Below are 26411 nucleotides of genomic sequence, written 5' to 3'. Positions count from 1 at the left end.
ATCACCTCACATCGTCAGGAGGACGGCTATTATTCCGATTATCGTCGGCCACTTCCAGAAGAACTTGGCCGCCTGGTCAATTGTGAACCTCGGGTAGATGCTGGCCACGAAGATGGCTATGAAGAGCACCGCTATCTGCTTGATGAGGAGTTCTAGCAGGTTGCTGGCACCGCCCAGGAACAGTATGGTAAAGAACGTCGTTTCAGCGAAGAGCTGTACTGCGTGCTGGGTGAAAAGTATCGCGGCGTGCTTGCCTCCGTACTCGACCATCGGACCCATTGAAATTTCTGCCGGGGCGGTGATTATGTCGAAGGGCTCCAGACCGAGCATCGCCTGGAAGACTATGTCGAAGACTATCATGGCCAGCAGGAGTGCCGGAACCAGTATGCTCCACCCGTTTAAGCTCTGGAGGGCGACGATCTCACTCAGTTTGAATGTTTCGAAGTGCTGGACTATTGCTATCAACGCGAGGCCGTAGGGAAGCTGCATGGCCACCATGGTCAAAAGCCCACGCTGGACACCGACGGCTGAGTACGGGTTGCCTGAGCTCATCGCACCGAGCATTATTCCCAGCATTGGAACCTCCAGGAGGTAGGCAACTACGATGAGGTCCGCGTTGCTGCTGAAGAGCTGAAAGTTGGCGACGGGAAGGAAGAGGAGGGCGGTTATCGTTGCCCCCAGGGCAAAGATCGGTCCGAAGTCGTAGATGAAGCCGTGGCTGACGCTCTCCTTCTTGCCCAGGAGTTTGAGTGTGTCGATTATAGGCTGGTAGATCGGCGGGCCGATTCTCCTCTGTATCCTAGCCATGGCCTTCCTCTCTATGCCCATGAAGATGAAGCCCATGAAGGTCGCGTAGATGAGTATCCCAATGGCCTCAAGGATAAGCTTCCAGTCTATCATTCACAACACCCCCCACAGCGCGAGTATGAGAAGCACCACTGCCAAGTACCATGAGTAGGACTGGATGTTTCCATTGTAGAAGCCTTCCCTCAGCCAGTCCGCGAAGTCCTCGAAGATGCCTGAGAGCCTCTCGTAGAACCTGTCGAAGCTGTACCTGAGCCAGAACTCAAGGGCCTCCGCCAGCGGCCTGTAGAAGTTCCTCCTTATGCTGAGATTGAACTCCTCCGTAACCGGGTTACCGGACTGGTAGGTGTTCGTGACGGGTATCTTCCGGGCGTTTGCGCCGTAAATGTAGATCAGCCCGGCTATGGCGATGCCGACGACGAGGATCAGGGCGACGCTCAGGGCGTTGTAGGTTCCGGTTGCAGTGCTGATCGAGTAGTAGCTCTCGACAACGACGCCCGTGTTAACGAACTTGTTGAGGAAGTCCACCACGAGTCCTGGGGCTATGCCGAAGACCACGTTGAGGAGCCCGAGGATGCCCATGCCAATGAGGAGCGGGAGTGGTGCCTCCTGGACATCGTCGAGGTCGCTCGGCCTCTGGCCGAACCAGATCGCGTAGAGGAACCTGACGACGTACGCGAATGCCAGGGCGCTTCCGAGGAAGATCGCTCCAGCAACGAGGGGCATGTGCTCCTGTATCGCCGCCTCATAGATGAGCCACTTGCTCGCGAAGCCCGCCATCGGCGGTATTCCAGCGAGGCTGAGGACGGCTATGAGTCCCATGGCAAAGGTGATGGGCATCTTCTCGGCCAGCCCTCCAAAGTCCTCAAACCTCGTCTTGCCGGTCCTGAGTATCAAGGCCGCGGTGACTAGCCAGAAGAGACCCTTGAATAGGGCGTGGCTGAGGACGTGGAAGAACGCACCCGCGAAGCCGAGTCCGCTGCCGACTCCGATGGCCAGGAGTATGTAGCCGACCTGACCGACGGATGAGTAGGCGAGGAGCTTCCTTATATCTTCCTGAAGGACGGCTAGGAAGCTGGCAACCACCACGGTTATCGCTCCGAGCCACGCGAAGATGTAGGTGAAGGTCGGGTGCCCGTGGAAGGATCCGAGCTCAACGTAGAGCTTCCCTGCCATCAGTGCGTAGACCAGTACGAAACCGAAGATTCCGGCCTTGCTCAGGGCGCCGCTGAAGAAGCTGGTGTAGCTCTGGTTGGTCTCGCTGTAGGCCTCCGGAGCCCAGACGTGGAGGGGCCAGGTTCCGGCCTTGACGCCGAAGGCCACGAGGAACAGTGCATACACGAGGATCGTGTCGGTCCTTCCGAAGTCCACCATCCCGTACGCCGAGAGTCCCATTGCCCTCGCAACGTCACTGAAGTCGAGGGCACCGGTCTTTGCGTAGATTATTGCGATGGCGAGGAGCATCGAGTAGGCTCCAATGACGCTGAGCACGAAGTACTTCAGGGAGGCGTGCCTGTTGTAGCGGAGCACCATCATGAAGCTGGCGAAGGTCATTATCTCCCAGAACAGGAAGAAGCCCGCAAAGTCGTGGGAGGTGAATACTCCCAGCAGGCCCGTGACGCTGAGGAGGGAGAACATCCACTCGTAGCCGCTCTTAGTAGTTGAGACCAGCCCGAAAACCATTGCCGCGGCCACGACAGCCGCTACCGCCGCGAAGTACCAGGTCATTGTGCTGAGCTGGAAGTTGAGGGTGAAGACTCCAGCGTTGATTGAGTAGTTTATGGGCTCACCGGTGACGTCGCCGTAGGTGGCCGCTATGATGACCAGAGGTGTGAGGCCCCCTATAAGCCCCAGTATCTCCCGTATTCCCTTTGTGTCAAATATCCATGCCAGCACTCCGCTTACCGCCGGAACGAGTAGCAGGAGAGGTATAACGTAGTCAGCGGGTATGAAGCTCATGGTCCCACCCCCATTAGAGGAACGTTCTTAACGTACTGAACGACGTTGAATATATCCTCACCAGCCTTCTGGGACACTGTCCAGAAGTAGTTCGGGTAGATTCCTATGAAGATGATCAGCAGTACTAGGAAGACCGCTATGGTGCCTATGGCGAGGTTTTCGCGGATCCTTTCGCCTTCCCCGGTGAACCAAATGGTGTGGATGAGCCTGAGGTAATAGACTGCCTCCACGACGCTGGCGCCGAGGATCAGTGCCACGCCCCAGGTGTAGCCCGCGTCCACACCCGCCAGGAGGATCCTGAGCTTGCTCCAGAAGATGTTGAACATCGGCAGTCCGATGGCTGATAGGGAACCCACCGTCACGGCTAAGGCAGTCAGCGGCATCCTCTTGCCGAGACCAGCGAAGTTCTCAATCCTAGTTCCCCCGAGGGCTATCCCAACGTAGCCGACGGCGAGGAACAGGAGTGCTTTTACTATGGCGTGGTTGACCATGTGGAAAACTCCAGCCTCAACGCCTGCCTGCGTTCCAAGGGCCAGGGCGAAGGCTATCATGCCTATCTGGCTTATGGATGAGTAAGCGATCATCCTCTTGACGTCCTTCTGTCTCAGGGCCGCGAACTCGGCAACGAACACCGTCAGGGCGGCCATCGTTACGACCAACTTGAGGACGGAGCTCCAGCCGCTTGCGCCCTGCATTATGTAGAGGAGCCTGGCGGCCGCGTAGATACCAGCTTTGACGACGAAGGCCGAGAACATGGCGGTTATCGGATGCGGTGCGGCCTGGTATGCATCCGGCGCCCACGCATTGAGCGGGAAGAGCTCTGCCTCGACCGCAAGGCCGAATATGAGGAGCGCAAGTCCAGCCTCAGCGACCTTGGCATCGATGCCGCCCGCGAGGATCGCCAGGTGGGCCATGTTGAGGGTTCCGGTCGCTCCGTAGATGAGGGCTATGCCGATAAGGAAGAAGCTTGAGCCGATTCCCCCAAGTATCATGTACTTGAGTGAAGCCTCGGCAGCCTCTCCCGTCTTGTTGTAGGCTGTGAGGGCGTAGGCGGTTATGGATGTTATCTCCATGAAGACGAAGAGGTTGAAGATATCGCCCGTCGCTATCATACCAGTCGCTCCAAGCATGAGGAGCAGGAAGAGCATGGCGTACTTGTCTATCGGCTCGGTCTCAACCGCCTTCAGGCTGAAGATTGCCATGAAGAAGCTGACTATTGCAACTATGAGCACGAAGAGGGCCGCGAAGTGGCCGATGTAGAGGTTGATTCCAACCGGTGGCCTCCAGCCGCCGGCCATGACTATTATCGGCTCTCCAGTTCTGTAGACCTCGCTGAATACCCATCCCGCTATTCCAGCCTGAATGGCGGTTATCAGTATCAGGTAGTATTTTACGGCCTTGTTTCCAAGTCCCTTGATCAGCGGGACGAAGAAGGCACTGATCAGGGGCAACGCGATGAGGAGTGAAGCGTACTGCCCGTTCATCCTCTCAACCTCCTTATCTCCTCAACGTTAAGCGTACCGTACCTCTCGTAAAGGATTATAGCAGCACTAAGGGCCATAGCGGTCGTGGCGACACCGATGACTATTGCCGTGAGGACAAGTGCCTGGGGAATCGGGTCGACGGCTCCCTTTGGGCCTATCCCCTCACTCAGTATCGGGGCGCTCTTTCCTGAGACGTACCCAACGCTGATCAGGAGGAGGTTGACACCGGTCTCCATTATGCTGAGCCCCACGAGCATCTTCAGCAGGTTCTTCTTCACGAGCACCGCGTAGAGGCCGATGAGGATGAGGGAGATCGCTCCGAAGTAGTAGACGCTTATGTCGGGAACGTTCATTCTCTCACCTCCTCCTTGAGCATGTTGTCGATGATTCCGCTGAGCTCCGTGCCGACCTTGATGCCGATCAGGGTGTAGATGATCGGTATGAACCCTCCGCTGAAGAGCCTGCCTATGTTGCCGGTGCCCCACTGCCAGGTCTGCCATATCCAGTCGAAGAGGAAGTATCCCCCTATGGCAAGGCCTGTGAGGCCGACGAGAACGTAGCCCATTCCCGCTAATCCCTCTGTCTTCTCAAAGGCCTTGTGCGGGATCTCGTAGGAGACGAAGGCCATGTAGAGCAGGAGGAACGCGGTGGCTATCGTTGCCCCACCCGGGAAACCTCCTCCCGGTGTCAGGTGTCCGTGGATGAATATGTATGAACCGAACAGAACCACGAACGGGAACAGGAGTTCGCTTCCAGTCGTCAGGACAACTGAACCCTCGGTCTTTGCAGTCCTCTTCTTTCTCTTTCTCCAGAGGAGCGCTCCAACTCCGGTTGAGGCGATGAACAGGACTGTGACCTCACCGAGGGTATCGAAACCACGGTAGTTGACGACTATTGCAGTTACGGCGTTTACTGCACCAGTCTGATCCTTGACGTGGTCAAGGTAATACTGTCCAACGAGCATCTTGTCCTCCCCGAAGGGGACTCCAGCGAGGCTCTGGGCCAGCCAGTAGCCTATTATCAGGATGGTGATTATCGCAAGAGAACGCTTGAGCATTTTCACCACCTCACCCACCAGCCGGGCTTCTCCTCCTCTTCGGTCTCAAAGCGCTGGGTTCTCTTGATGGCGAAGATGAACACCGCTCCGCTGAGTGCCGCACCTATCGCCGCCTCGGTCATCGCGACGTCCGGGGCCTGGAGCATGAAGAACAGCAGTGAGGCGAAGAGGCTAACTGCCGCCATTCCAACGACTGCCGCGAGCAGATCCCTCCACTCGACGGCTAGTATTGCTGAGATTACCATAAGGGTCACTACTATGTACTCGATACAGGTTATACAGTTCATTCCTCACCACCCTCCTCCGGAGTTTCACTCTCGGGAGCTCCAACGGTCTCTGCCTCTTTGGCCTTAGCCTCTATGTGCTCGCGGTACTTGTCCATCACGCTGCCCTCCCAGAGGGGAATGCCGCTCTTGTACGCTGCCCTTATGAGGGTGTGGGCGCTTATCGGGTTGGTGAGCAGGAGGAAGACCGAGATTACTATCGTCTTTGTGAGCCAGGCAACGCTTCCGAAGTCCTCACCGAGGGCCCAGATCCCGACGCCGATCATGACGCCGAGAGAACCCAGGGTCGCGCTCTTTGTGGACGTCTGCATCCTGTTGTAAACGTCGGGCATCCTGATGAGACCGAGTGCTGAGAGGAAGTAGAAGAACGTCCCTATGAAGACGAGGATTTCACCGAGAGCGGCGAGCGCGTTCATAGGCCTCCCTCCAGGTACCTTGCAAAGGCTATAACTCCGCCGAAGGCGAGCACCGCGTAGACGAGGGCCACGTCGAGGAATATCATGCGCTTGTAGTAGAGCGCAAAGAGCACCATGAGCCCCGCCGTGATGGTGGTCATGATATCAACAGCGACGAGTCTGTCAACCGTCGTCGGCCCCCTGAATACCCTGTACATGCTGAGGAAAGTTGCTATCGCTATCAGAGCTAGGTAGATGTTTACCCCTATCATCCGAAGATCACCTTCAGAAACTTTTCAAAGGGTTCGGTTATGTTTCTGGAGGCAGCCTTAACGTGCTCCTCCTCGTTCTCGGTCAGAGCTTCGTCCGGAACCCATATCCAGTGGATAAAGTAGTCGTCATCGTCAACGTCGAGGGTTATGGTTCCCGGTGTCAGGGTTATTGAGTTCGCAAGGGCGAGCTTGCCGGGGTTGGTCTTAAGAACGGTCTTGCAGTGGACGATGCCGGGTCTTATCGGCCTTGCAGGGTGGAGAACCCTGTAAGCAACGTCGAGGTTCGCCATGATCATGGCCCAGAGGAAGTACGGCGCGTATGCCACTGCGTAGGCAACCCTCTTGGGATGAAGGTTCGCTAGTCCCCTTGTGGTGAATATCGGATATGTGAGGGCCCCTATTATGAGGGAGAGCACCAGCCCCATTTCGAGTTCCTGAGCGTCAGTGCTGGCCGTTAGGAACAGCCATATCAAGAACAGTATGATCACCGTGTACAGATACCTGCTTATTTTGCTTGCTTCTTCCATATCATCAACCTCCAACGGTTGGTGGACACATTTGAACAGGTTAAATGAAGCTAATCTCTGGTTCAAAACAATTGCTTATAAACGTTACCTACGAAGAACTAAGGTTTAAAACCCTTGGTTAAAATAGAGGTATCAGATTTGTTCTTTGATGTTGGGAAGGGTTCTTTATGGCGCAATGAATAATTGAAGCCAGAAATTTCCCTGCGGACATTCACGCCTGTTGGTGGCGACCCCTTGTACTCCGTGGAAAGAACAGACTGCAAAAACAGTGGGTAAACGGAGAAGAGGGCTCAGTAGATTGAAATCCTCTTGACTCCCTCAAGCTTTGAGAGCTCGTTTATGAGATCCCCCGGTATCGGCTTCTCGGTGATTATCGTGAGGGTAGCCTCTGGATAGAGCTCCGGATCCTCTGCGACAACCTGGACGATGTTTATTCCCCTGTCCGCGATCTTCTGAGCTATCTTTGCCAGTATTCCAACGGCCCTCGGCTCGGGTTCAATCTCGATGACGCCGTAGCCAACGTGCCTTCCAACGTACTTCATGTGAACCGTCGGCTCGAGGTTGGTGTATATCTCCTTGAGCTCGGGTATCTTGAGTATCATCCCGACGGTCTCCTTGACCACCCTTCTGTCAACGTCCAGGGCCTTTGCGATCTTCGTGTAGGGGACCTCGATGTCGCCTGCCTTTATCTTCAGGTCATCGGAGACCCTGAGGCCGTACTTGAGCAGGGTTTTCGCTATAACCTTCCTCACTGGATACTCATCAAAGTAATGCTCGATCTTTCCCCACATCCTCATCACCCATTGTAGTTCATCACTAACCTTTTTGCATCACTGATATTAAAATGTTTCCATGTCCGCATGGGTCCAGTCCTGGCCATATTTAAAAGCGTTTCGGATGGATTTTTTGTCCATCGTGCGGTTTTTAAGAGGTCGCTCCAAGCCACGGGCATGATAGAGGTCAGGTTTCCCAATTCGCGGTTCGAGGATCACGGCGATTTAGTAAGGCTGATCTGGCGCGACACCCTCTACGCTGACTTTGAGAAGGGCGAGATCGAGAGGGCCATCCGACGGAAGTTTAGGGTGAGCCCCGAAATCGGAGTTAGGGACGGATCCCTCGTGGTGGACACCGACTACGAGAAGATCGAGCCCTTCCTCGCCATTTACATACAGAACAACCTTGGGGCTAGGCTCAGAAACCGCTACACCGGCAGGAAAATTCTCTACATCCACGAGGGGCTTGATATTCCCCTCCTCGGCTACAACGCATTTGGCCTGATCGACAGGGGCACCAACCTCATTCAGGTCAGGGGAGTGAGCGGTTGCAACTTAAGCTGCGTGTTCTGCTCCGTCGACGAGGGACCGTATTCCAGAACGAGAAAGCTCGACTACGTCGTTGATATAGACTACCTGGTGAAGTGGTTCGACGAAGTCGCCAGAATAAAGGGGAAGGGACTTGAGGCTCATCTTGACGGTCAGGGCGAGCCTCTCATATACCCTTTCCGAGTCGAGTTAGTGCAGGCTTTGAAAGAGCATCCCAACGTCTCAGTAATTTCCATGCAGAGCAACGGAACGCTGTTGACCGACAGGCTGGTAGAGGAGCTGGCCGAGGCTGGTTTGGATAGGGTGAACCTCTCGGTGCACTCCCTTGATCCTGACAAGGCGAAGATGCTGATGGGAAGAAAGGACTACGATTTGGAGCACGTCTTGGAGATGGCTGAAGCCCTGGTAAACGCTGGGATAGACGTCCTTATAGCTCCCGTCATAATCTTCGGGGTAAACGACGACGAGGCGGAGGCTTTCATAGAGTTCGCGAGGAAGATCGGCGCTGGAAAACGCTGGCCTGCCCTCGGCTTCCAGAACTACGTCCCTTACAAGTTCGGCAGGAATCCTACTATAGCCCGTGTGATCCCGTTCAAGGAGTTCTATGCCTGGCTCCGCTCGCTGGAGGAGAAAACCGGTATGAGGCCCCTAGTTTTGAAGCCCAAGCACTTCGGTATGGAGAAGCGCGAGTTCATCCCCCTGGCCTTCAGGCCCGGGGAGGTCGTGAAGGCGGAGATCGTTCTGCCCGGAAGGATAAAGGGTGAGATGATAGCGAAGGCCAGGAACAGGCTAATAGAGGTCATAAACACCGACGCTAAGGTTGGAGATAGGGTAAAAGTAAAGATAGTCAGGACGAGGCACGGGATCTACATAGGAACGCCAGTGTGAGTTCGAGTTCAGACGCCCGCCACCGCCGGCGTTACGTACGCCTCTACGAAGGCCGCGAAGAGCAGCATCACCGCCGAGAGTGCGTACACCCTGAGGGATGAGTAAACCACGTCCCTCCCCTCTTTCTTTAGGGTCCCCCTGTAGAGCATTATCCCGGCTGTGGCGGAGAGTATTATAGCTGGTATCTCCAGTATTCCGTGGGGCAGGATGGCAAGGACCGCCTGTGTCGGACTCAGGAAGTCGTTTGAGATTACAATTGCCAGCACAAGCCCGAGGATGAAGCCGTTCGTCAAAATGACGATCCACGGCACGATTCCAAAGATGATGCCCAGGGCGTAGGCTGAGGTTGCAACGCTTAGGTTGTTTATGTAGATTGACGCGAACGTGTGAAGCGGACTGTCTGCTCTCACTTTGTTCGCTATTGACCTCCCTATGTCCCTAAAGATTCTAAGGGACATTTCGGGCATTGCCAGGGCCACAACCGCCCCGAGGATAGCGGCGGCGGTAAAACCGGCGGTTAAAAGTATGAAATGCTCCTTTGCCCTCTCCCTGGCGTCGGGTGACGTGAATATCACTGTTTTCACCCTTCTAATGCCTTTTTGAGGGCTATCTTGAAGTCCTCGACGTTCACGTAGGGCATTTCAACGTCCATCCTCATTGCAAAGAACTCGTCCATAACGGCCTCAAGCTCTTCAATTCTGTGTCCCTCTAGCTTCTCCTCTAGATCGTGGACGGCCTCCTCGGGATGCATGAAGAAGTCGCCGGTGATCTTAACGTGCTCCGCAACGCCGTTCTCCTCATCAAATTCGATCCTTATGAGGCCCTTCCTAGCCTTGTGCTCGCCGACGTGGTGTTTCATCCCACTCACCTCCATAGTAAATCCGCGGGAGAAGTTTTTAAAGGTTGGGCCCAAGTGGGAGCGGTGGTGTAAATGGGTTATGTGGAAGTTAAGGAACGTGTAAAGCTCATCCTCCAAGAAACGCTTGATGAGATGCTCACCGAAGCTGGAAGGGAATGGAACGGTGAGATAATCTTCGATGAAACGCCAAGCATCGAGCTTGGGGATTTCGCGACCACAGTTTCATTTCAGCTGGCGAGGGTCTTCAGGAGGGCCCCGAAGCTCATAGCAGAGGAAATAGTCGAGAGGCTGAAGGGAAGGCTTCCGGAAGAAGTAGCGGACGTCAAAGCCGTGAACGGCTACATAAACTTCTACCTCGATTACGGCAGGTTTGGAAGGGAGCTCGTTGGTGAGATACTCGAGAAGGGCGAGAAATACGGCGAGAGCGAAATCGGGGCTGGAAAGAAGGTCATAGTTGAACACACCTCTGTGAACCCGACGAAGCCGCTCCACATGGGACACGCTAGGAACTCAGTTCTCGGCGACACTATGGCGAGGATTATGGGGAAGCTCGGCTACACCGTTGAAGTCCAGAACTACATAGACGACCTCGGCGTCCAGTTCGCCCAGGTTCTCTGGGGCTACCTCAACCTGAAGGAAGAGTTCGAGAAGATAGAGAGTGAGCTCTGGGGGAAGGGCCTGAAGGAGGACTTCATAGACCACGTGATGGGCCTGCTCTACGTCGAGGTGAACAAGAGGCTCGAGGAGGATCCAGAGGTTGATAAGGAAGTCCGCGAGCTGATGAAGAAGCTCGAAGAGGGCAACAACGAGATAGCGGAAACCGGGAGGAAGCTCGCTGAGCGCGTCGTTAGGGCGCAGATGCTCACTACTTACCGCATGGGCATAGCCTACGACCTCCTCAGCTGGGAGAGCGACATAATGAAGAGCGGCATCTTCGGAGAAGCATACGAGCTGATAGAGAAGAACGAGAACTTCTTCTGGGCTACGGAGGGCAAGTATAAGGGAGCCTTCGTGATGGATCTCAGGAAGCTCTTCCCTGACATGAAGAACCCCTTCCTCGTTCTCAAGAGGAGCGACGGGACGGCAACCTACACGGGCAAGGACATAGCCTACCACCTCTGGAAGTTTGGTAAGGTGAGTGCCGATATGCTCTACAAACCCTGGGACAAGAAAGAGGACCACGAGACCTGGACGACTGCTCCAGATGGGAAGGAGATGCCTGGTAAGTTCGGGAGGGCAGATATAGTCATCAATGTCATCGGTGCCGAGCAGAAGCACCCGCAGATGGCGATAAAATATGCTCTCCAGCTCTTGGGATTTGAAGATGCCGCCGAGAACTTCCACCATCTTGCCTACGAGCACGTTGTTAGGCCTGAAGGCTCATTCTCAGGAAGGAAGGGAACGTGGGTCGGCTTCACCGTCGATGAGGTCCTCAACGAGGCCGTCCAGAGGGCGAGGGAGCTCGTTGAGCAGAAGAACCCCAGCTTAAGCGACGAGGAGAAGAACGAGATAGCCGAGGCCGTTGGCGTCGGAGCCGTCCGCTACAACCTCGTCAAGTACAGTCCGGACAAGATAATCACCTTCCGTTGGGATGATGTGCTGAACTTCGAGGGCGACAGTGCACCGTACCTCCAGTACGCTCACGCCCGTTGCGCCTCAATACTCAGAAAGGCAGGAGAGAGCGGGATAGAAACGGACTGGAAGGCCCTGCTTGAGAGGGCGGACTTCTCAAAGCTGACCAGCAGGGAGAAGGAGCTCATCAAGCTCCTCGCGAAGTTCCCGGAGGTTCTTCAGAATGCTGGGAAGGACGTTAAGCCGCACCTTATTCCAGCGTACCTCAACGACCTCGCGAGCTTCTTCAACAAGTTCTACATGGATCACCCAGTACTGAAGGCGGAGGAGGGAATCAGGGAGGAGCGCCTGCTCCTTGTCCTGGCTGTCAAGCAGGTCCTCAGGAACGGGCTTGAGGTTCTCGGCATTGAGGCCCCGGAGAGGATGTGATCAGTCCTCTCTAACCACTTTTTCCACAACGGGGTCTACCATCAGGTAGCGGCCTTTCTCCTTCTTTATCCAGCCCATTTTCTCCAGGTTCACGAGAAGGCTGTTGAGGCGCGCATTGGTCACGGGACCGCCTTTAGCTTCCACGTAGTCTTTTATCTGAGACCACCTTGAAAGCCCAATTGAGATTGCCTTTAGAATCAAAGCGTAGCGGGGAGAGCGCTTCTCCAGCTCAAAGAGTTCCTCCTTTATCATTGCCTTTGCCCTATTCATGGTCGCTTCCATAGCCGCCTTGAAGCTCCCCTTCTTCCAGTAATTGAAGCCGAATTCCACAAGCCATCCTGGGATACCATCGAGGCTGTCTACTGCCAGTATTATCTCTTCTTCAGGGACTTTAAGTCCAACCTCCTCGAATCCCCTCCTCAGGAACTCCTCTGAGAGCTCCCTGGAGAACGGTTTTATCTCAACTTCCTCTGATATTCTGCCGTAGAGGGGGCTGGAATAGTCGTCGATTCCAACGAAGTCGTGGAGGAGCCCCACCTCGGAACCCGTGAATATAAAGCTAACGTTTGGAAGCGAATCGTATGCATAAGCCACTCCAGCGAGGAAGTCTTTACCCCCTCTAGAGCCAAAAAAGCGGAGGTACTGGGCCTCATCAAAGGCGATAACCACTTTCTCTCCAGTTTTTCTCCCAAGCTGCTCAAGCCCGTCCAGAACGTCAATCCAGCTTGATTCGCGGGGTTTTAAGTGGAGACCGGCAAAGCTTACCCCCTCAACCTTGATGCCCCTAAGGAAACCAACCCTGCCCTTCCCGAGGAGTATCCTAGTTATCTCGTCAACGAGCGTGGCTGAGCTTATGCTGCCGCTACCGGAGGAATAGAGGCGACGGGTGTCTATGTAGATTCCAACACCAGAATACTCGTTCAGGGCAACTTTTAACAGGGAACTTTTCCCCACACGTCTGATTCCAATGATGAGGCTTATCGGATACTCATTCATTCCGTTGAGTATTTTCTCCAGTTCCTTCTCCCTATCAAAGATTTCCTCCCGCCTCTCTTTCGGCCTTGGATCAAACAGCATTAAGTATCGCCCCCGATACCAAGTATCGGTACCGATACTTAAGGTTTTCTGTAAGGTATTTTCCCATCCTAACCCTAAAATACTCCTTTGACGTATTCCCACTGGTGATTTCATGCGCGGTGTAATTGTGCCTCTCGTAACTCCTTTCAACGAGGACTACTCGATAGACCTGCCAGCCCTTGAAGAGCACGTCGACTACCTTCAAAAGGTCGGAGTCCACGGAATATTCATAAACGCGACGACCGGAGAGTTCACGAGCCTCAGCAAAGAGGAGAGAAAGTTTTTGGCCGAAAAAGGCCGTGAGCTTGTAAGCTCCACTTTCTACCTCGTCGGCACCGCCTCATCGAACACGTTCGAAGTGATCGAACTCACAAAGCACGCCCAGGACATCGGAGCGGACTACGCGGTCATAGCACCGCCCTATTACTGCCCGCTCAAAGAGGAGGCCCTCTTCAAGCACTACTCGATGGTGGCCGAGAAAACCGATATTCCTATTATACTCTACAACATCCCCTCATGCGCAAACCCGCTGAGCGTCTCCCTCATAAGGAACCTGGCTCTGGAGTATCCAAACATCGCAGGTGTGAAAGAGACGATAGACAGCATAAACCACGTCAGAGACGTTGTTCTTGAGATCAAGGGCGAAAGAAAGGACTTCAAAGTCTTTACCGGCCTCGACCAGCACTTCCTCAACACGCTGATCCTCGGCGGCGACGGCGGAATAATGGCGTGCGCTAACTTTGCCCCTGAGCTCCACGTCCGCCTCTACAGGGCCTTCAACGAGAAGCGCTTTGAGGAGGCCTTTGAGTACGCGAAGAAGCTCGCGAAGCTTTCAAAGGTCTACGACCTGGCCTCCTCCTTCGGCTCCGCCATAAAGCTCGCCATGAGCATAAGGGGCTTTTCAATAAAGCCCGTCCTCAGGCCCCCCTACGTTGTAGATGGAGAAGAAACGAAAGAGGAGATAAGGAGACTCATTGAGGAGGTGCTGGGCTGAATGCTAGACCAGTAATCGAAAACTACAAATAGGCCATTTCCAAATTTTGACATGGTGAGAAGATGGAGAACGCTGAGAAAGTGAGCATTGACTACGTCCTTAGTGAGCTTGAGCGCCTCAAGAGGGAAATTCAACGATTAGAGGATCTTTTGGTTCCCATTGTCAAGGATGAGCTCTCTGGAAAAGAACTGGAAGAAATCGAGGTAGAGGCACGGGAATTCAACGAGGAGGAGTGGGTCGACGCTGACGAACTCGATGCCCTTCTGGAGGACGGCGAATGACGTTTGATGTCAAAGGTCAAAAAAGATGTTGTTAAGGCTTTAAGATCACTTCCCACGTCCTACCGTCGGAAATTTTTGGAACTCAGGGATGCCTTGAGATATGAGGCAGTTCCGAGGGATAGGTTCGACATCGCAAAGCTCAAGGGAACTGGTGACCTGGACATTTACAGGGCTAGATTGGGCGAGTACCGCGTCGTATACTCTGTAAACTGGAATAAGCGTCTGATTTTAATACACCGGTTGAAGAAGAGGGAAGACGCGTATAAATAAAACGAAAGGCGTCACCTTATCTTGTACCTCAGGAAGGCGGCTATTCCTCCAAAGGCCTTGTAGAACTGCTGGCCCTCTTCCGTGTCGAGGGATATTATCTCGACGTTTGAACCGGCTTCCTCTGCCATCTTTATGAGCTCCTCTGCCACGTCCCACTTCTCGAAGCTGATGTTCTGGCTGCCGCACTTCGGGCAGTGCGTAAGCCTCTTCTTGTAAATGTGGAACTCCTGCTCGCTCATGGTCTTTACCTCTTCCCAACCGCAGTTGTTGCATTTCGCTCTTACGCGAACCCTGTCGTAGCCCTCGCTGATGAGAAGGGTATCAACCGCCCCGAGCTCGAGGGCGTTTCTAACTTCTTTCTCACCGTAGGTTATCATTCCGGTGTCTTTAACGAGGTGCCTGAAGAACTCCTGGATGAGGTGGCGCTCCTTGATGGCCTCGTGATCCTTGAGTATGTCGCTCGCCTTCTCCACCAGCTCCTTGAGGCCGTACTCGCCGCTGTAGCTTATATCGACGACGCCGATTATCTTCTTCTGGAGCTCGTGGTGGAGGTAGCCCTTCTCGACGAACTCTTCTTTTGTTGGCCCGGGACCGCCGATGATTATGCCCCTGAGTTCTCCCTTCTCAAGGAGCGGGAGGAAAGCGTTGTTCGCGTGTTCGGCTATCCTCTTCATGAACTCGTGGGTCTCCTGCTCCCTAATGCGCTCGTAACGTCTCGCAGACTGACCACCGGCCCTTGTCTTACCTGGAACGGTGGAGTGGAGCTCGTCTATGAGTTCTATTCTCTTCCCTCGGAGGAGTCCTATGGTGGCGTCGTTCTTCTCTACTGTTATCAGGCCGTAGGCGTCCTTAACTCGAAGCATCTCCTCGAGGGGCTCGGTGACGAATGTCTGGTCGCATCGGTAGAGGCGAACCTTAAGCGGCTCCGGCGGGACTATAGCCCAGAGCCTTATATCGCTCACACCCTCCTGCTCGCTGACGTTTCCAACGAAGAGGGCCAGACCGTTCTTTGGGGTCTGTCTGTAGAGTTTGAGGTGCTGCATGGCCCTTTCTAGAGCACCCAAAACGTTCTTTCGCGTGGACTTGCTCTTGATGTTCTGCGCCGTCCCGTACTCCTCTCGAAGCTGCTGCATGACCTTGTTGATGTCGTAGCCGTCCGGGATGTAGAGGCTCACAAGCTCGGTTGCACGACCTCGATAGCCCTTCAGCTCCTCGACCTTTTTCTTGAGCTCGTACATTTCTGCTGACTTGTGAGACATGAACATCACCCCTAACTTCTCTCGCTGAGATAGGCACGAAAAGGGGATTTATAAAGGTTTGGAGCTAGAGAAGGGAAAGCAGGATGACTATAAAGACGCCCGGGATTCCGCCGACGGCGATTATGAGGATGTTCAAAAGGTTGACCTGAACGTGGGTGATGTGGAGGTAGTTGAGGATCCCTATGAGCAGAAGGCCGGTTAGCGTGTTCACCGCCAGCCATTTGAGGATCATGAAGGTCAGCTTCACTACCGCGTATCCGACGAGTACTAGAAGGAGTAAAAATATCAGAAGGTTAAGCATCGCTAAACACCGGAGAGCTTTTCGAGGGTTTCGCTGGCGATGTCGCCCAGCTTGACCCACTTCTTGCCCTCAAAGGGAAGGATAACCTTGTCCTCAACGCCTACGAGAGACTTAACGTCCGGTTCGAGTTCTTTCAATCCCAGCTCGCCGATTATAACTAGTACGAAGCCCTTCTGGTTTTTATCTCCTTCGGCGAGGAGCTTGCGTATCTCTTCCTGTATCATCTTCCTGTACCTTGATACAAACGAGGGGTAATGCCTGACTATTGAGTAGGCGAGTATCATCGCGTTCTCCCTAACGTACGGGTTGCTGGATTCTATCAATTTGATGAGACGTTTGAACTCCTCTTCTTTTAGATGATTCTTCAGAACGTCCTTTTTTGTATCGAGGATGGTAGTTATTGCCAAAAGGGCGTCGCCAACAACACCCGGGTTGACATCGTCCAGAAGTTCAAACAGGGCGTTTCTGGTTTTCTTGTCCTTCAATGCTTCCTCAACAACGAGCTGGAACTGGTTGCCCTCGAGCATCTTTTTGACCTTGCCGCTCTTCGATCCAAATGACAGGAAGCCCATGTGGATCACCCTTTAAAATGTTGTTCTCAATAATAAAAGCCTTTTCTTGTTTTGGTGAAAGTCAAAGTTATAAGCATCGATAGACTCACCACGGGAGGGGAGATCAATAAGAGGTGCTGGTTATATGAAGGAGCGAAGAACAAAGGCGCTGAATGTAGTACTGGCACTATCTGTAGTTGTTATATCCAAGCTTGAACCTCATTTGACTTTACTACTCCCCTGCTATCTGGGCTTTATGCTCGTGAGAAATATAAAAGATTTAGATTCCATTTCCAAATTTTCCATTTCACCTGCTGTTGGTCTTGGAGTTACAATATTTCTAATACATATCCTTAGTTGGCTCAGATTATCATTACGCCTTGCTTATCCAATTCTAGCATTTTTAGTGATCGTTATATCTCTTCTGGTACATCCTGTTAAGGTAAGGAGGGATGTATCTATATTTGCGATCAGCGGGGTGGGTATATCCTTGCTTTTATCATTTGGGATCAAAATCCCATTTTTTGAAGTTCCGACATACCCTGCGGGAGTTTCTCGTCCGGATGCAGTATTTCATGCGTATAAATCTCTGGAAATTCTGATGGAAAACACCCTTTTCATAAAAAATGTGCCCTCAGGGTTTGATGACATAATTGCATATCCATCGGGATATCATTCAATCGTAGCTTTCCTAAGTGGGGCTACGGGCATAACAGTAGCAAAGGCTATGTTAATACTGAAAATTTACACATGGATCTTCATCCCACTTGGAACATACGCTGCTGCGTGGAGTGTCTTTAAGGACACTAAAATAGCAGTGTTCTCTTCAATTTTAGCTCCCATCTCGTCTCTTTACTACTACTATCTCAATTATTCCCTTTTTCACCAGTTCTTGAACTATTACATGTTCCTTGCAGCAGTTTCCTTGTACAATATGACAATTGAAACCCCAGAGAGAAGGAATATACTTTTGTCTCTGGTGGTTATCTCAGCTGTTTTGATGATCCACCCCTACGTGTACCTTGCATTTGTGGCATATGCTACATTTGTAGTTCTGTTGACCTCTTTAAAACGAAAGAAGATAGATACGAGAGTTCTGGAGATTTCTATTTTGCAGGTCGTGGGAAGTTTCTTGGCGTATTACACCCTTGAATATCCTATTAGAGTAAACCCCATGCGGCACGTTGCGTTCTTTAACGCTTCCCAGTATGCATTTAAAGATAGCATCTCTTGGGTTGCTGGAATTCTCAAGTATACGTTCTTTGATGAATGGCAGGTTATTCTTGGATTGTTTTTTGTCGTGGGAATGATTTATGGAATAAAACATGGCACTTATTCCCTTCAAGCATTAATTGCAACAGTGTTCTATCTCCTGTTTCTTGTGTTCAATAAAATAGCATTCCACATTCCAATCCCCTTTTATTCTGGAATTTGGAGTTCCGAGCGGGTATATGTTCTCATAACTCCCATAATCCCAATAATTGGGGGTACTGGACTTTATTTCACCTTAAAATATATAGAACGCCTGTTCATGCACCCAAAAATCGTGATGGTATCACTCGCGCTTCTTCTCATTCTCCCTGCTTTCTATGTAAATCTATGGAACTTCTCCTTTGAAATGGCAACAGAGATAACCAGTGACACAATAAAAGCTTATGAATTTATAGAGCAGACTGATCCTGAAACAATAGTTGTGCCAAAATTCTATGATTCCGGAACTTGGATTAAAGTATATCTCCCAGAAAAAAATCTTATCATGGTTGAGAATATGAGTGAGATACAAGAATATAAGGATGGGATTCTCTACGTGGACTCTCGTGGATACGGGGACATTCGGATAAATCCAATTAATCCGTGGGAGATCGCCCAGAAATATCAGGTGATTTATTTCAATGATAACATATGGATTTTCAATCTTTCAAATAGATCCGATAAAGTTGGAATGTATCCCCTTTCTCTTTATCAGTACTATACAATAAACAAAGATGAAATACAGGCTTCGAACATAAACGACTGGAGATATCTCTCTTATGGGTTTTTGCTTAGGCATCCTGTGATCATACATGGAATAAAATTTGAAAAATGGGATATCGTCTTAACGCGTTCCAAGAGAGCTGTTATAGCAGTAGTCCCTAACAGGGATTATGTAGGGATAGGTGTTGAACTTTATCCACAAGGTAATCAAATAATCGAGGTATTTATCAATGGAAACCTGGTAGGTGAAATTAGGGAGGGTGGATATTGGAGGTTTGAATGTCCCTTAAAGAAGGGTAACCTTTACATAATTGAACTTGAAGGAGATCCAGGTTATGCATTTATCAGAATGAAACTGGAGGGAGGAACGTGAAAAAGAAGTTTGCACTTTTCTCTATCATAACGATTTGCTATCTGATAATCCGCCTTTGGGGGATCCTCTATACAATGAACGAATACACCGACTATGACGAGGGCACTTACCTTCTAATAGCTCGTATGATAAACCACGGTTATCTTCCATATAGGGATATCTATGCCGTCCATCCACCGCTCTATTATTACCTTCTCGCTCTGTGGCTCCGGTTCTTCGGGGACAGTTACATTGTTGGAAGAACTCTCTCTGTCTTTGTGGGTTTGATCTCAATATTCCTTGCTTACCTGATCGGAAGGGAACTCAAGGATGATAAACTTGGTATTGCATTTGCTTCGCTGTTGGCTCTGGATCCCCTGCTTATACGTATGAATTCCCTGGTTCTCCATGAGACGATTATAGAATTTTTCACTCTCTTATCCATGTACTATTTCGTTAAATATTTCAAGAAAAAAGTCATGAAATATGCATATTTGTCCCTCTTTTGGGCTGGGCTGGGGAGCACTGCAAAGTTCACGATAATACCATTTTTGATCTCCTTGTATCTAGTTATTGTGCTATCTCTCAATAAAAAGAGTTGGAATCACTTTGAGGGAATGGTGAACTCAATTTTGACCTCAAGGCAGATTTTTATAGTCTTGTTTGCATATCTCCTGGGCGCACTTGCTGTTATCTCAATAGTCACCGTATATCCTGACAGGATAGTTCGACTTTTAATAATACTTCCGGGAGTTCACCCCGTGAATCTAGTGGGACACAAGTACTTCGCTGCCCTCTTTCTACTATTGTGGATGGGACTAACGGTTTATATTCTCGATATCAAATATTCCCACAAAGTTTTGGAGACTTTGGTGATACTTCTCAAAAATTGGAAGATCGAGCTGAAGTTGGGGTTTGTTGTTGTATTGGCCAAAGCACTGGTTGAGGTGCCCTTAGGAGTTGTTGTTTCCAGAGATTACATTTTGCAGACATATCTTCCCCAGGGTGGAAGATATACTCTCTTTACAGGATTCTTTTCTATAATTAACAAGATTCTTAGGGATCTCGGTAGGAATTCCCCGGAGGTTCTTCTGCACTGGGTTCCTTTAATAAGCCTCTTGGCGTGGGTTATTTTGGTAGTTAGCAGGGGTCATGAAATCAAGGTAGAAAAGCCACTAGCGGGCCTTTTTGTGGTCAATCTATTTATGTTCCTCTTTTTAATGCCTGTAATCCCCGACGAGCGCTTTATATATCCTCTTTTTCTTGTCACGTACCTGATGTTGCTTTACTCCTTGATGTCGCTTAGGATATCCCCAAAAAAGATGTTTACGGCAGTTTTAATAACTCTACTTTTCATATCTGCTGTTGACTATGGGCTTCTTGTAAATTACCCCTCTGGGCGGTTGAAGCTTGCATTTGGACCCCATACAAAAGAATTGAGGGACGATCTTAAGTTGTACTTAGAGGAGCATAAAATTAACCCAGGTCTTTGTCTGTCTGTTAACCCAATGAATGCATATTATCTTGGCCTCAAAGTAGATCCTTATTCCATTGATACCTTTGGATGGATATATCTAAAAAAAGAAAATTCGGACTCTATTATCAAGCGCATGGAAAAAACCAATACGAGCTGTGTTTTATTCAGCACTTGGATGTATGCGATAATGCCCAAGAGCAAAAGACTTGAAGAAGGTTACTCCAAACTAGTCAATCAGACTCTCCAACATGGAACCCTACTCTTTGGGGAGAGTTATGAAGACAATGAGGTCATTGAGATGTTCTCTTTTGGAGCCAACATGACACCCTCCAAGCTTAAGATTGTCCCTCAAGGGGGCCGGCTCAGTGTTCTATACAATCTCTCTGAGATCTTGGAGATCTTCGTATTAAGGGATAACACCACCATTGATCACCGTTTGAAGATTTTTCTGGAAGGGGATTCCTATCTGGCTACTTGGGCAGGTTCCGATGGAGGCATGTACTCGGCAGTTGTATGGTACATGAATGATGACGGTATTCGGATTACTCCCTTGAACAACACCAGCCTTGGAATTGTTTACGATGGAATTGCTTTTAGCGAGGATGGGGAACTTTTGCCTTATAATGTATCTCAAAATGTGATCCGTGTGTGCACACAGAGAGTATGTGTTTCTCTAACTGGGCGCAGATTGGAGCTCAAAGAAAAGGGCTTTTTAGTCGCTTCTGGAAATAAAATCGAAATACATCTGGTAACTAGGAGGAGCTGATCATGCTGTTTAAACTGGAATCTATGTCCTGTTCAACGTTGGATGCAGTGTTTCCGAGCTTGTGAACAGTTCCAGTTCTTGGATTGAAGAATTTTGTCATTAAGATCGCTACTATGACCAGCGCCGCGGCCACCATGAACAGATATTCCAACGATCCTTGACCCCTGTACCTCAATATCCATACCTCCAGCTGACTATAATTTTAAACCGAGATACAACCGACTGATATATTAAAAGTGAGAAAGATATTAAACTCAAACAACACGTCTCTACATCATGCATTGCTAATCATGCTGTTGAGCTCGCTGTTAGCAGACTCCTCTGCGGTGTTGGCGGTGCTCTTAGCGCTGCTTCCCTTGTTGCTGAGCTGCTTGACAACTATTAGGACGATGACTAGCGCCGCTGCGATCATGAACAGGTACTCAATTGCACCCTGGGCCTTCCTCTTCATTTCACATCACCTCCAAAGGGTTCTTCGTATTACCTAGCAAAATCCGACCTTAAATACCTTTCTCCCCATTTTTGTCGGATCTGCCACCAAAATTGCGGATTGCGAAATTTCCCTTAACTGTTCTGTAAATATGTTGGAGAAACCACAAACTAACAACTAGGCGCTTGGATTTTATACAGTCAAGTTTGATGCCTTCTGAGTAAGGTTATTTTACCACCAGTCTCCGACAGTTGCCAGGCAAGCTTTATATATTTTTTGCTCTTAAAAAGTCCGAGGGGGAGGAATGAAGCTGCTCCACGTTTCCTGTGAGTCTGCCAGCGTCGAGGACTGCATAAACGATTTCAAAAGGAAGCTGAAGGAAGTGCTTTCTCCTTCCAGCTGTTATATAAAATCAGCGGAACTTAACCTTACGTTCGGTGCGTTTATGCACCTTTCTGCCGTTCTCCTGACCGACGCATCGAAGCCCGGCGGGAACGTCATTGTGGAGTATTCCACGGGGCGGAACAGGGAGGTGGCGATCCGGAACGTACTGGAAAAAATCAATCCCTATCTCAGCAGTGTGGACGTGGTGGCCTTCAGGATCGGAACTTACACAACGCCAGTGACGAGGAGGACGTACGCGGTTGGCATCGTCGCCTACAACTCGACCCCGCGGAAAGCGGGCCCCTTTGCAGAAAAACCTGATCGGAGAACGCTTCTCGCTCACGTCCTTTCCCTCTTTGACTACAACCCCAAAGTCCTGAACATCTCCGAGCTTGCGAGGGTGTTTGGGGTATCGAGGGACACTATATACTACGACATCCAGCGCATCTTGGAAGAAAGGGAAAAGAAAGAATAGCTCACTTCACGACCAGGGGAACAGGAGTTGCGCACAGGATGAAGAGCAGGGCCGCCAGGATGGCCAGGACTTTTCTGCCCGGCGAGGCCGGCGTTACTTCATCCAGCGCCCCGGGGTTGCCCGCACTACCTATGAACAGCACGAGGAGGCCCCATATAAGCCACCCGCTCCAGAGGTAGCTCAGTAATATGAGCCCCAGCGCTATGGCGAAGGTGAAGTACCTGTGGGTTTTCTCCCCCAGGAACGCCCGGGCTATGTGTCCTCCGTCGAGCTGCACCGCGGGGATCAGGTTGAGGAATGTCACCAGTATGCCCACCCACCCGGCTATCGCAACCGGATGGAGGAACACCACGTAGTCGCCGCTTGATCCGTTGAGGCCGAGTACCAGCCGCTCTATGAGGGTGAACAGCAAGTTGGTGCCCATGTACAGTCCCTTGCCGGTCTGTGGAACCGCGGAGCTCGGCACTACAACTGAAAGCCTCAGCCCGATCGCCGTCACCGGGATCGCCACGATTATCCCCGCCAGGGGCCCGCTGACTCCCAGATCTATGGCCGCGTTCTTCGTTGGGACCGGCGACTTTACCCGTATCACCGCCCCGAGGGTTCCGAGGAGGTTCGGAAATGGAATGAAGTAGGGGAACGTGGACTTAACGTTGTGGAGCGTCGCGGCTATCTTGTGCCCCATCTCGTGGGTTCCGAGGATGGCCAGAACACTGAGCGAGAACGCCACGGCCGTGACGTATGGGTTCTTGTAGCCTGGGATGCCGTAGTGGTCGAGAGTAGCTATGTGACCGATGGCAAGAACATAACCCGCCCACAGGGTCGAGAGGAGGGTGAGGAGAAAGAGCACTATCCCTATCTTCGGGTTGTCCGGTTTGACCTCTCCGGCGGGGAAAACGTAGAGGAGAACCTCCTCATTGGCCTTTTTCAGCGCCCCCCAGTAGCCGCAGGCCTCAAGCTCCTTCAGAACGACCTCAAAGTTTCTCTCGTAGATCTCGCTGACCCGGAAGACGAAAACTCCTCCCCTGCTCTCCAAGAATTCAGCCCTATAAAAGCGGGCAATGAGATCCTCGATCTCCTCCAGCTTTCCCCCCGTGCCGGGTAGGATTCCCGAGGTTTCCCCGCTAAAGCCCACTAATACCATGTCCCCCCCGCACTTGGGACAGGCTCCCTCGAGGAGGGGCTCGTTGGAATCAAGAACCTCGCGGTGGCCGCAGTTGACGCACTCGTAGATACCCTTTGGCATGTCTTCCCCCTGCTAAAAAACTGAAAGAAGGGTTAAAAATCTACTCCCCCGATTCGAGGACTTCGACCTCGCCCGAATCCGCGTCAATCCTGGCCTTTCTCCCGCTCTTCAGCTTTGAGACGTCTATCCCCTGCACCATCGGAATTCCGGCGATTATAGCACCGGTCGCTACTATTGTCTCCGCCTCCTCGACGATTATTGCTTTTGGGGCCTTACCGTTCTTTTTAAGGGCGTAGATGACGTAGGAGCCAACTGTTGACCCTTTGCCTCGGGGGAAGGCGAGAATCTTTCCAGCTATACTCTGCCCCCTGATGTCGCTCTCCGCGTCTGTAACGATCCCGGTATCTGGATCCACACCGCCGAGGAATGAGAGTGGTTTTTGGGACACGACCAGCTCCCCCTCAGCTTTCCCACCAACAACTTTCCTTCCCTTGAGCTTCATTCTCCCACCTCACGGGGCCTCCTTTATCAGGTTCTCCGCGTCGTCGAGTCTGACGCTGAACCCGAAGGAGCGGAAGTAGAAAGCTGACTTGCCGCTGTTGGTGGCTATCCCATTGTACCATCCCTTTATCGGCGACACCACGAAGCAGGAATCCGGAATAATCCTCCCGTTGTAGCGCTCTATGGTTTCCGTGTATCCGAGGGCGTCCGCTAAAGCCTTAACGGCCCTGCTGGCGGTTATGAAGAGCGGGATTTTGAGCGGTCTTCCGCGCATCCTCAGGAGTTCCGCTATCTCTTTCACCTCGGGCAGGGAGGCGTGGGGACAGCCGATCAGTATCATGTCTATCTCGCTCCAGTCGTCGGAGAACTGCTCCTTCACCGCCTTTATGTCCGAGTCCTCGACGGTTATTGTCTCTACTTTATCTGCTATGGCTTCTCTGTACTCGGGTGTCTCACCCTCAACGTGGTAGAGTGCTATTGAGCCGCTCGCGGCCATAGCGGCCCCCATCTCCTTGAGGAAGTCGAGGCTCTCCGGTTTTATTCCCTTGACGTAGGGCACGTCGTTTCCGAGGGTTCTGCCGAGGTGGTAGCCCAAAGCGGCATAGTCCGCGAAGGTTTTTACTTTAGCCTGAACGTCCACAATCACCGTTGCCTTTCTGTTCTCATCGAGGTGAAGGCCGTAGTTGGGTGTCTTCCCCACTATGGCGGCCGCGAGGCTTGAGGGCCCTCCCTCGCGGTTTGTCCTAGCTCCAATGATCGAGTTGGCAAAGATAACGGCCGAGCTCTCGCTCCACGCTATATGGTCGCCGAACTTGGGAAGATTGGCGCCGTAGTATGGGGTACAGGTTGATGTGGTTTCTATTCCCATCGCGCGGTACAGTTCAAGTACCTCCCTCTGCTTCTCCATAAACTCATCGTCGCCTATCCCCGCTGGATTGAGTGTGGTGTAAACGCTCACCTTCGCCCCCGCCTCCACGAAGTCCCTCAGGAACTCAACACCGGCTTCGCCTATGTTTTTGTATGAAACCCCAGCCACCTGGGCGCTTTTGATTGGAATGAGTCTATCGGCACCGTAGATGTCGCCGAGTGCAACCAGTATCTCCATCGCCTTCTGGAGCGCGTAGCCGTATTCGCCGGCAAGAATAAGCTCCTCCTCTTTCGTCAGATACATCTTACCACCTGCCCTATTTCTGGCATTGAAAGTTATAAACCCGCTTCCGCAAGATTTATAAACCCTGCCCGGTTCACTAACTAACGGGTCGAGCAGCGGGGTGGGGCAGCTAGGAGTGCCCGCCGGGCTCATAACCCGGAGGTCGGTGGTTCAAATCCACCCCCCGCTATAAAGCGCGTTTTGTTCTGTTTTCTTCTAAATTTTGTGATTTCTGTTGTGGTAATCCAAAAAAGTCAATCAGCTTGTTCTGTTTTCTAGAAATACTGAATCCGACCTCATGCATATATCTGTAAACGCTTTCAACTCGGTATATTTTAAGCGTGAATAAGTCAGAGGTGTAACGGTACTGTTTCCCTCTTATCACTACAGGTTGCCCTTTTCTTTTTGTTTTATATATCCTGGAATATATACCGAGTCCGTTTAGCAGTTCCTGACAGAACTCTAAAACTTCTCCATCGTAGTTGCAGGCCTCCACCCTAATCCTGTTCCTCGTGAAGATAACGCTCCCCTCGCTGTCAAAGAACCCCCTCAGGAACTCCCTTGGATACTCCATTGCCACATTAAAAAGACGCTCTTTTGGGCTCTTTAAGTACAGGTAGAGACTTTTACTTGATGTTTCAACGTACCAGCGACCGGTTCTTGTCCCGTTGTTCTCGAATCCCGTTCGTGGGTTGAGACCTATCGCTTTTAGGGCACTGGCGAATGTCTCTGCAAACTCTCTGTCCACGACCTTCAATTTGACGTTGTACTTGTATCTTGACCCCTTAGTTGCCGTCCCGTCTCCAAAATAGGCCCCGATTATGTACGCCAGTGCCGGTGAGGGCTTCAGGTTGACCTTTCTCATCTTGTTGAAAGTGTTGTGGGTTCCTCTGCACCAGCGGAGAACTGTGGCCTTGGAGACCTTTACGTTGAACTCCTCTGCGATCCTCTCAGTGATCTGTGAGTAGCTCAATCCCTGCTCTCTGAGTTCCAGGGCTGATTTCTGTACTTCTTCCGTCTCTTCCTGCGACAGCTCGCGGAGAACCCTCATAAGAACTATTTTGGATTGTAATTTTTAAACTTTTTTATCCAGTGATCCTGGACTGCGGTTAAGGCTGGCATAGTGCTTGA

The 26411-nt window shown here is 51.4% G+C and carries 30 protein-coding genes and 1 tRNA gene; 9 read left to right on the top strand and 22 right to left on the bottom strand.

Annotation, left to right across the window (positions count from 1 at the left end):
• Positions 1–6 precede the first annotated feature (6 nt).
• The 10 genes from A3L09_RS07800 to A3L09_RS07755 all read right to left on the bottom strand — a co-directional run bounded on the left by A3L09_RS07800 (position 7) and on the right by A3L09_RS07755 (position 7573).
• Complete coding sequence (locus A3L09_RS07800) at positions 7–900, bottom strand: respiratory chain complex I subunit 1 family protein (protein WP_088858412.1); 894 nt, start codon at positions 898–900, stop codon at positions 7–9.
• Entirely contained in the window at positions 901–2763 is a 1863-nt protein-coding gene (locus A3L09_RS07795; protein WP_088858411.1) for a proton-conducting transporter transmembrane domain-containing protein, read from the bottom strand.
• Positions 2760–4247 (bottom strand): proton-conducting transporter transmembrane domain-containing protein, encoded by a 1488-nt coding sequence (locus A3L09_RS07790; RefSeq protein WP_088858410.1) that lies wholly within the window; start codon positions 4245–4247, stop codon positions 2760–2762. The genes A3L09_RS07795 and A3L09_RS07790 overlap by 4 nt, the downstream gene beginning before the upstream one ends.
• Positions 4244–4600, bottom strand: a complete 357-nt coding sequence (locus A3L09_RS07785) for an NADH-quinone oxidoreductase subunit K (RefSeq protein ID WP_088858409.1) — start codon at positions 4598–4600, stop codon at positions 4244–4246. The genes A3L09_RS07790 and A3L09_RS07785 overlap by 4 nt, the downstream gene beginning before the upstream one ends.
• Positions 4597–5304 (bottom strand): Na(+)/H(+) antiporter subunit B, encoded by a 708-nt coding sequence (locus A3L09_RS07780; protein WP_088858408.1) that lies wholly within the window; start codon positions 5302–5304, stop codon positions 4597–4599. The genes A3L09_RS07785 and A3L09_RS07780 overlap by 4 nt, the downstream gene beginning before the upstream one ends.
• Positions 5305–5306: 2 nt before the next feature.
• A complete protein-coding gene (locus A3L09_RS07775; protein WP_088858407.1) occupies positions 5307–5591 on the bottom strand; it encodes a DUF4040 domain-containing protein in 285 nt (94 codons plus the stop codon).
• The gene (gene mnhG / locus A3L09_RS07770) at positions 5588–6004 is read right to left on the bottom strand and encodes a monovalent cation/H(+) antiporter subunit G (RefSeq protein ID WP_088858406.1); all 417 of its coding nucleotides are present in this window, start codon (positions 6002–6004) and stop codon (positions 5588–5590) included. Before mnhG ends, A3L09_RS07775 begins: the two co-directional genes overlap by 4 nt.
• Entirely contained in the window at positions 6001–6255 is a 255-nt protein-coding gene (locus A3L09_RS07765; RefSeq protein ID WP_088858405.1) for a monovalent cation/H+ antiporter complex subunit F, read from the bottom strand. Before A3L09_RS07765 ends, mnhG begins: the two co-directional genes overlap by 4 nt.
• On the bottom strand, positions 6252–6782 hold the full coding sequence (locus A3L09_RS07760; protein WP_088858404.1) for a Na+/H+ antiporter subunit E: 531 nt from the start codon (positions 6780–6782) through the stop codon (positions 6252–6254). The genes A3L09_RS07765 and A3L09_RS07760 overlap by 4 nt, the downstream gene beginning before the upstream one ends.
• Positions 6783–7072: 290 nt before the next feature.
• Positions 7073–7573 carry an ACT domain-containing protein gene (locus A3L09_RS07755; RefSeq protein WP_088858403.1) on the bottom strand — a complete coding sequence of 167 codons (501 nt, stop codon included), beginning with the start codon at positions 7571–7573 and terminating at the stop codon, positions 7073–7075.
• 159 nt (positions 7574–7732) lie between these two features.
• Between A3L09_RS07755 and A3L09_RS07750 the strand changes: the two genes are divergently transcribed.
• A complete protein-coding gene (locus A3L09_RS07750) occupies positions 7733–8992 on the top strand; it encodes a radical SAM protein (protein WP_088858402.1) in 1260 nt (419 codons plus the stop codon).
• Between the two features lie 8 nt (positions 8993–9000).
• On the opposite strand, the gene A3L09_RS07745 is transcribed toward A3L09_RS07750, so the two are convergent.
• Together A3L09_RS07745 and A3L09_RS07740 are read right to left on the bottom strand one after the other, a co-directional pair.
• Positions 9001–9567 (bottom strand): stage II sporulation protein M, encoded by a 567-nt coding sequence (locus A3L09_RS07745; protein ID WP_088858401.1) that lies wholly within the window; start codon positions 9565–9567, stop codon positions 9001–9003.
• Positions 9568–9572: 5 nt separating this feature from the next.
• On the bottom strand, positions 9573–9851 hold the full coding sequence (locus A3L09_RS07740) for a lipoate protein ligase C-terminal domain-containing protein (protein ID WP_088858400.1): 279 nt from the start codon (positions 9849–9851) through the stop codon (positions 9573–9575).
• A gap of 72 nt (positions 9852–9923) precedes the next feature.
• On the opposite strand from A3L09_RS07740, the gene A3L09_RS07735 reads away from it, so the two are divergent.
• Positions 9924–11852 carry an arginine--tRNA ligase gene (locus A3L09_RS07735; RefSeq protein WP_088858399.1) on the top strand — a complete coding sequence of 643 codons (1929 nt, stop codon included), beginning with the start codon at positions 9924–9926 and terminating at the stop codon, positions 11850–11852.
• Here A3L09_RS07735 and A3L09_RS07730 read toward each other — a convergent pair whose 3' ends face one another.
• Entirely contained in the window at positions 11853–12929 is a 1077-nt protein-coding gene (locus A3L09_RS07730; protein ID WP_088858398.1) for an AAA family ATPase, read from the bottom strand.
• A 112-nt stretch (positions 12930–13041) separates the two neighbouring features.
• Between A3L09_RS07730 and A3L09_RS07725 the strand changes: the two genes are divergently transcribed.
• The 3 genes from A3L09_RS07725 to A3L09_RS07715 all read left to right on the top strand — a co-directional run bounded on the left by A3L09_RS07725 (position 13042) and on the right by A3L09_RS07715 (position 14474).
• A complete protein-coding gene (locus tag A3L09_RS07725) occupies positions 13042–13923 on the top strand; it encodes a dihydrodipicolinate synthase family protein (RefSeq protein ID WP_088858397.1) in 882 nt (293 codons plus the stop codon).
• Positions 13924–13985: 62 nt separating this feature from the next.
• On the top strand, positions 13986–14204 hold the full coding sequence (locus A3L09_RS07720) for a DUF5646 family protein (RefSeq protein ID WP_088858396.1): 219 nt from the start codon (positions 13986–13988) through the stop codon (positions 14202–14204).
• Between the two features lie 6 nt (positions 14205–14210).
• Positions 14211–14474 (top strand): type II toxin-antitoxin system RelE family toxin, encoded by a 264-nt coding sequence (locus tag A3L09_RS07715; protein WP_088858395.1) that lies wholly within the window; start codon positions 14211–14213, stop codon positions 14472–14474.
• 11 nt (positions 14475–14485) lie between these two features.
• On the opposite strand, the gene prf1 is transcribed toward A3L09_RS07715, so the two are convergent.
• The 3 genes from prf1 to A3L09_RS07700 all read right to left on the bottom strand — a co-directional run bounded on the left by prf1 (position 14486) and on the right by A3L09_RS07700 (position 16606).
• Positions 14486–15733 (bottom strand): peptide chain release factor aRF-1, encoded by a 1248-nt coding sequence (gene prf1, locus A3L09_RS07710; protein ID WP_088858394.1) that lies wholly within the window; start codon positions 15731–15733, stop codon positions 14486–14488.
• 64 nt (positions 15734–15797) lie between these two features.
• Positions 15798–16034: a pro-sigmaK processing inhibitor BofA family protein gene (locus A3L09_RS07705; RefSeq protein WP_088858393.1), complete on the bottom strand. Its 237-nt coding sequence runs from the start codon at positions 16032–16034 to the stop codon at positions 15798–15800.
• 2 nt (positions 16035–16036) lie between these two features.
• Complete coding sequence (locus A3L09_RS07700; protein WP_088858392.1) at positions 16037–16606, bottom strand: hypothetical protein; 570 nt, start codon at positions 16604–16606, stop codon at positions 16037–16039.
• A gap of 124 nt (positions 16607–16730) precedes the next feature.
• Between A3L09_RS07700 and A3L09_RS07695 the strand changes: the two genes are divergently transcribed.
• A complete protein-coding gene (locus A3L09_RS07695) occupies positions 16731–18932 on the top strand; it encodes a hypothetical protein (protein ID WP_088858391.1) in 2202 nt (733 codons plus the stop codon).
• Positions 18929–21154 (top strand): glycosyltransferase family 39 protein, encoded by a 2226-nt coding sequence (locus A3L09_RS07690; RefSeq protein ID WP_088858390.1) that lies wholly within the window; start codon positions 18929–18931, stop codon positions 21152–21154. The genes A3L09_RS07695 and A3L09_RS07690 overlap by 4 nt, the downstream gene beginning before the upstream one ends.
• Here A3L09_RS07690 and A3L09_RS07685 read toward each other — a convergent pair.
• Complete coding sequence (locus A3L09_RS07685; RefSeq protein WP_157727219.1) at positions 21141–21329, bottom strand: class III signal peptide-containing protein; 189 nt, start codon at positions 21327–21329, stop codon at positions 21141–21143. The two genes, A3L09_RS07690 and A3L09_RS07685, sit on opposite strands and share 14 nt — an antisense overlap.
• Before the next feature lie 99 nt (positions 21330–21428).
• Positions 21429–21605, bottom strand: a complete 177-nt coding sequence (locus tag A3L09_RS07680) for a class III signal peptide-containing protein (RefSeq protein ID WP_088858388.1) — start codon at positions 21603–21605, stop codon at positions 21429–21431.
• Positions 21606–21888: 283 nt separating this feature from the next.
• Between A3L09_RS07680 and A3L09_RS07675 the strand changes: the two genes are divergently transcribed.
• Positions 21889–22443 (top strand): HTH domain-containing protein, encoded by a 555-nt coding sequence (locus A3L09_RS07675; RefSeq protein ID WP_088858387.1) that lies wholly within the window; start codon positions 21889–21891, stop codon positions 22441–22443.
• 1 nt (position 22444) lies between these two features.
• Here the strand turns inward: A3L09_RS07675 and A3L09_RS07670 are convergent, their stop codons facing one another.
• From A3L09_RS07670 to A3L09_RS07660, 3 genes are read right to left on the bottom strand one after another with little or no spacing between them, the layout of a single operon-like run.
• Positions 22445–23689 carry a site-2 protease family protein gene (locus tag A3L09_RS07670; protein WP_088858386.1) on the bottom strand — a complete coding sequence of 415 codons (1245 nt, stop codon included), beginning with the start codon at positions 23687–23689 and terminating at the stop codon, positions 22445–22447.
• Between the two features lie 40 nt (positions 23690–23729).
• On the bottom strand, positions 23730–24131 hold the full coding sequence (locus A3L09_RS07665) for a DUF126 domain-containing protein (RefSeq protein ID WP_088858385.1): 402 nt from the start codon (positions 24129–24131) through the stop codon (positions 23730–23732).
• A 9-nt stretch (positions 24132–24140) separates the two neighbouring features.
• On the bottom strand, positions 24141–25301 hold the full coding sequence (locus A3L09_RS07660; protein WP_088858384.1) for an aconitase X catalytic domain-containing protein: 1161 nt from the start codon (positions 25299–25301) through the stop codon (positions 24141–24143).
• 94 nt (positions 25302–25395) lie between these two features.
• On the opposite strand from A3L09_RS07660, the gene A3L09_RS07655 reads away from it, so the two are divergent.
• Positions 25396–25470 (top strand) — tRNA-Met (locus A3L09_RS07655).
• Here A3L09_RS07655 and A3L09_RS07650 read toward each other — a convergent pair.
• Positions 25468–26331 (bottom strand): LAGLIDADG family homing endonuclease, encoded by an 864-nt coding sequence (locus tag A3L09_RS07650; protein WP_088858383.1) that lies wholly within the window; start codon positions 26329–26331, stop codon positions 25468–25470. The two genes, A3L09_RS07655 and A3L09_RS07650, sit on opposite strands and share 3 nt — an antisense overlap.
• Positions 26332–26411 lie beyond the last annotated feature (80 nt).

This window comes from Thermococcus profundus (assembly GCF_002214585.1).
Classification (GTDB): Archaea; Methanobacteriota_B; Thermococci; order Thermococcales; family Thermococcaceae; genus Thermococcus; species Thermococcus profundus.
Note: the sequence above shows the minus strand (reverse complement) of the source record. Positions and strands in the feature narration are given on the sequence as shown.

Coding starts and splice junctions, on each gene's coding strand:
- A3L09_RS07700 (WP_088858392.1), bottom strand. CDS start 16,606: ATGGGCTTCCTGTCATTTGGATCGAAGAGCGGCAAGGTCAAAAAGATG.
- A3L09_RS07650 (WP_088858383.1), bottom strand. CDS start 26,331: ATGAGGGTTCTCCGCGAGCTGTCGCAGGAAGAGACGGAAGAAGTACAG.
- A3L09_RS07750 (WP_088858402.1), top strand. CDS start 7,733: ATGATAGAGGTCAGGTTTCCCAATTCGCGGTTCGAGGATCACGGCGAT.
- A3L09_RS07665 (WP_088858385.1), bottom strand. CDS start 24,131: ATGAAGCTCAAGGGAAGGAAAGTTGTTGGTGGGAAAGCTGAGGGGGAG.
- A3L09_RS07730 (WP_088858398.1), bottom strand. CDS start 12,929: ATGCTGTTTGATCCAAGGCCGAAAGAGAGGCGGGAGGAAATCTTTGAT.
- A3L09_RS07765 (WP_088858405.1), bottom strand. CDS start 6,255: ATGATAGGGGTAAACATCTACCTAGCTCTGATAGCGATAGCAACTTTC.
- A3L09_RS07705 (WP_088858393.1), bottom strand. CDS start 16,034: ATGCTTAACCTTCTGATATTTTTACTCCTTCTAGTACTCGTCGGATAC.
- prf1 (WP_088858394.1), bottom strand. CDS start 15,733: ATGTCTCACAAGTCAGCAGAAATGTACGAGCTCAAGAAAAAGGTCGAG.
- A3L09_RS07680 (WP_088858388.1), bottom strand. CDS start 21,605: ATGAAGAGGAAGGCCCAGGGTGCAATTGAGTACCTGTTCATGATCGCA.
- A3L09_RS07715 (WP_088858395.1), top strand. CDS start 14,211: ATGTCAAAGGTCAAAAAAGATGTTGTTAAGGCTTTAAGATCACTTCCC.
- A3L09_RS07735 (WP_088858399.1), top strand. CDS start 9,924: ATGGGTTATGTGGAAGTTAAGGAACGTGTAAAGCTCATCCTCCAAGAA.
- A3L09_RS07720 (WP_088858396.1), top strand. CDS start 13,986: ATGGAGAACGCTGAGAAAGTGAGCATTGACTACGTCCTTAGTGAGCTT.
- A3L09_RS07795 (WP_088858411.1), bottom strand. CDS start 2,763: ATGAGCTTCATACCCGCTGACTACGTTATACCTCTCCTGCTACTCGTT.
- A3L09_RS07725 (WP_088858397.1), top strand. CDS start 13,042: ATGCGCGGTGTAATTGTGCCTCTCGTAACTCCTTTCAACGAGGACTAC.
- A3L09_RS07670 (WP_088858386.1), bottom strand. CDS start 23,689: ATGCCAAAGGGTATCTACGAGTGCGTCAACTGCGGCCACCGCGAGGTT.
- A3L09_RS07785 (WP_088858409.1), bottom strand. CDS start 4,600: ATGAACGTTCCCGACATAAGCGTCTACTACTTCGGAGCGATCTCCCTC.
- A3L09_RS07660 (WP_088858384.1), bottom strand. CDS start 25,301: ATGTATCTGACGAAAGAGGAGGAGCTTATTCTTGCCGGCGAATACGGC.
- A3L09_RS07775 (WP_088858407.1), bottom strand. CDS start 5,591: ATGAACTGTATAACCTGTATCGAGTACATAGTAGTGACCCTTATGGTA.
- A3L09_RS07780 (WP_088858408.1), bottom strand. CDS start 5,304: ATGCTCAAGCGTTCTCTTGCGATAATCACCATCCTGATAATAGGCTAC.
- mnhG (WP_088858406.1), bottom strand. CDS start 6,004: ATGAACGCGCTCGCCGCTCTCGGTGAAATCCTCGTCTTCATAGGGACG.
- A3L09_RS07800 (WP_088858412.1), bottom strand. CDS start 900: ATGATAGACTGGAAGCTTATCCTTGAGGCCATTGGGATACTCATCTAC.
- A3L09_RS07790 (WP_088858410.1), bottom strand. CDS start 4,247: ATGAACGGGCAGTACGCTTCACTCCTCATCGCGTTGCCCCTGATCAGT.
- A3L09_RS07740 (WP_088858400.1), bottom strand. CDS start 9,851: ATGAAACACCACGTCGGCGAGCACAAGGCTAGGAAGGGCCTCATAAGG.
- A3L09_RS07755 (WP_088858403.1), bottom strand. CDS start 7,573: ATGTGGGGAAAGATCGAGCATTACTTTGATGAGTATCCAGTGAGGAAG.
- A3L09_RS07760 (WP_088858404.1), bottom strand. CDS start 6,782: ATGGAAGAAGCAAGCAAAATAAGCAGGTATCTGTACACGGTGATCATA.
- A3L09_RS07695 (WP_088858391.1), top strand. CDS start 16,731: ATGAAGGAGCGAAGAACAAAGGCGCTGAATGTAGTACTGGCACTATCT.
- A3L09_RS07675 (WP_088858387.1), top strand. CDS start 21,889: ATGAAGCTGCTCCACGTTTCCTGTGAGTCTGCCAGCGTCGAGGACTGC.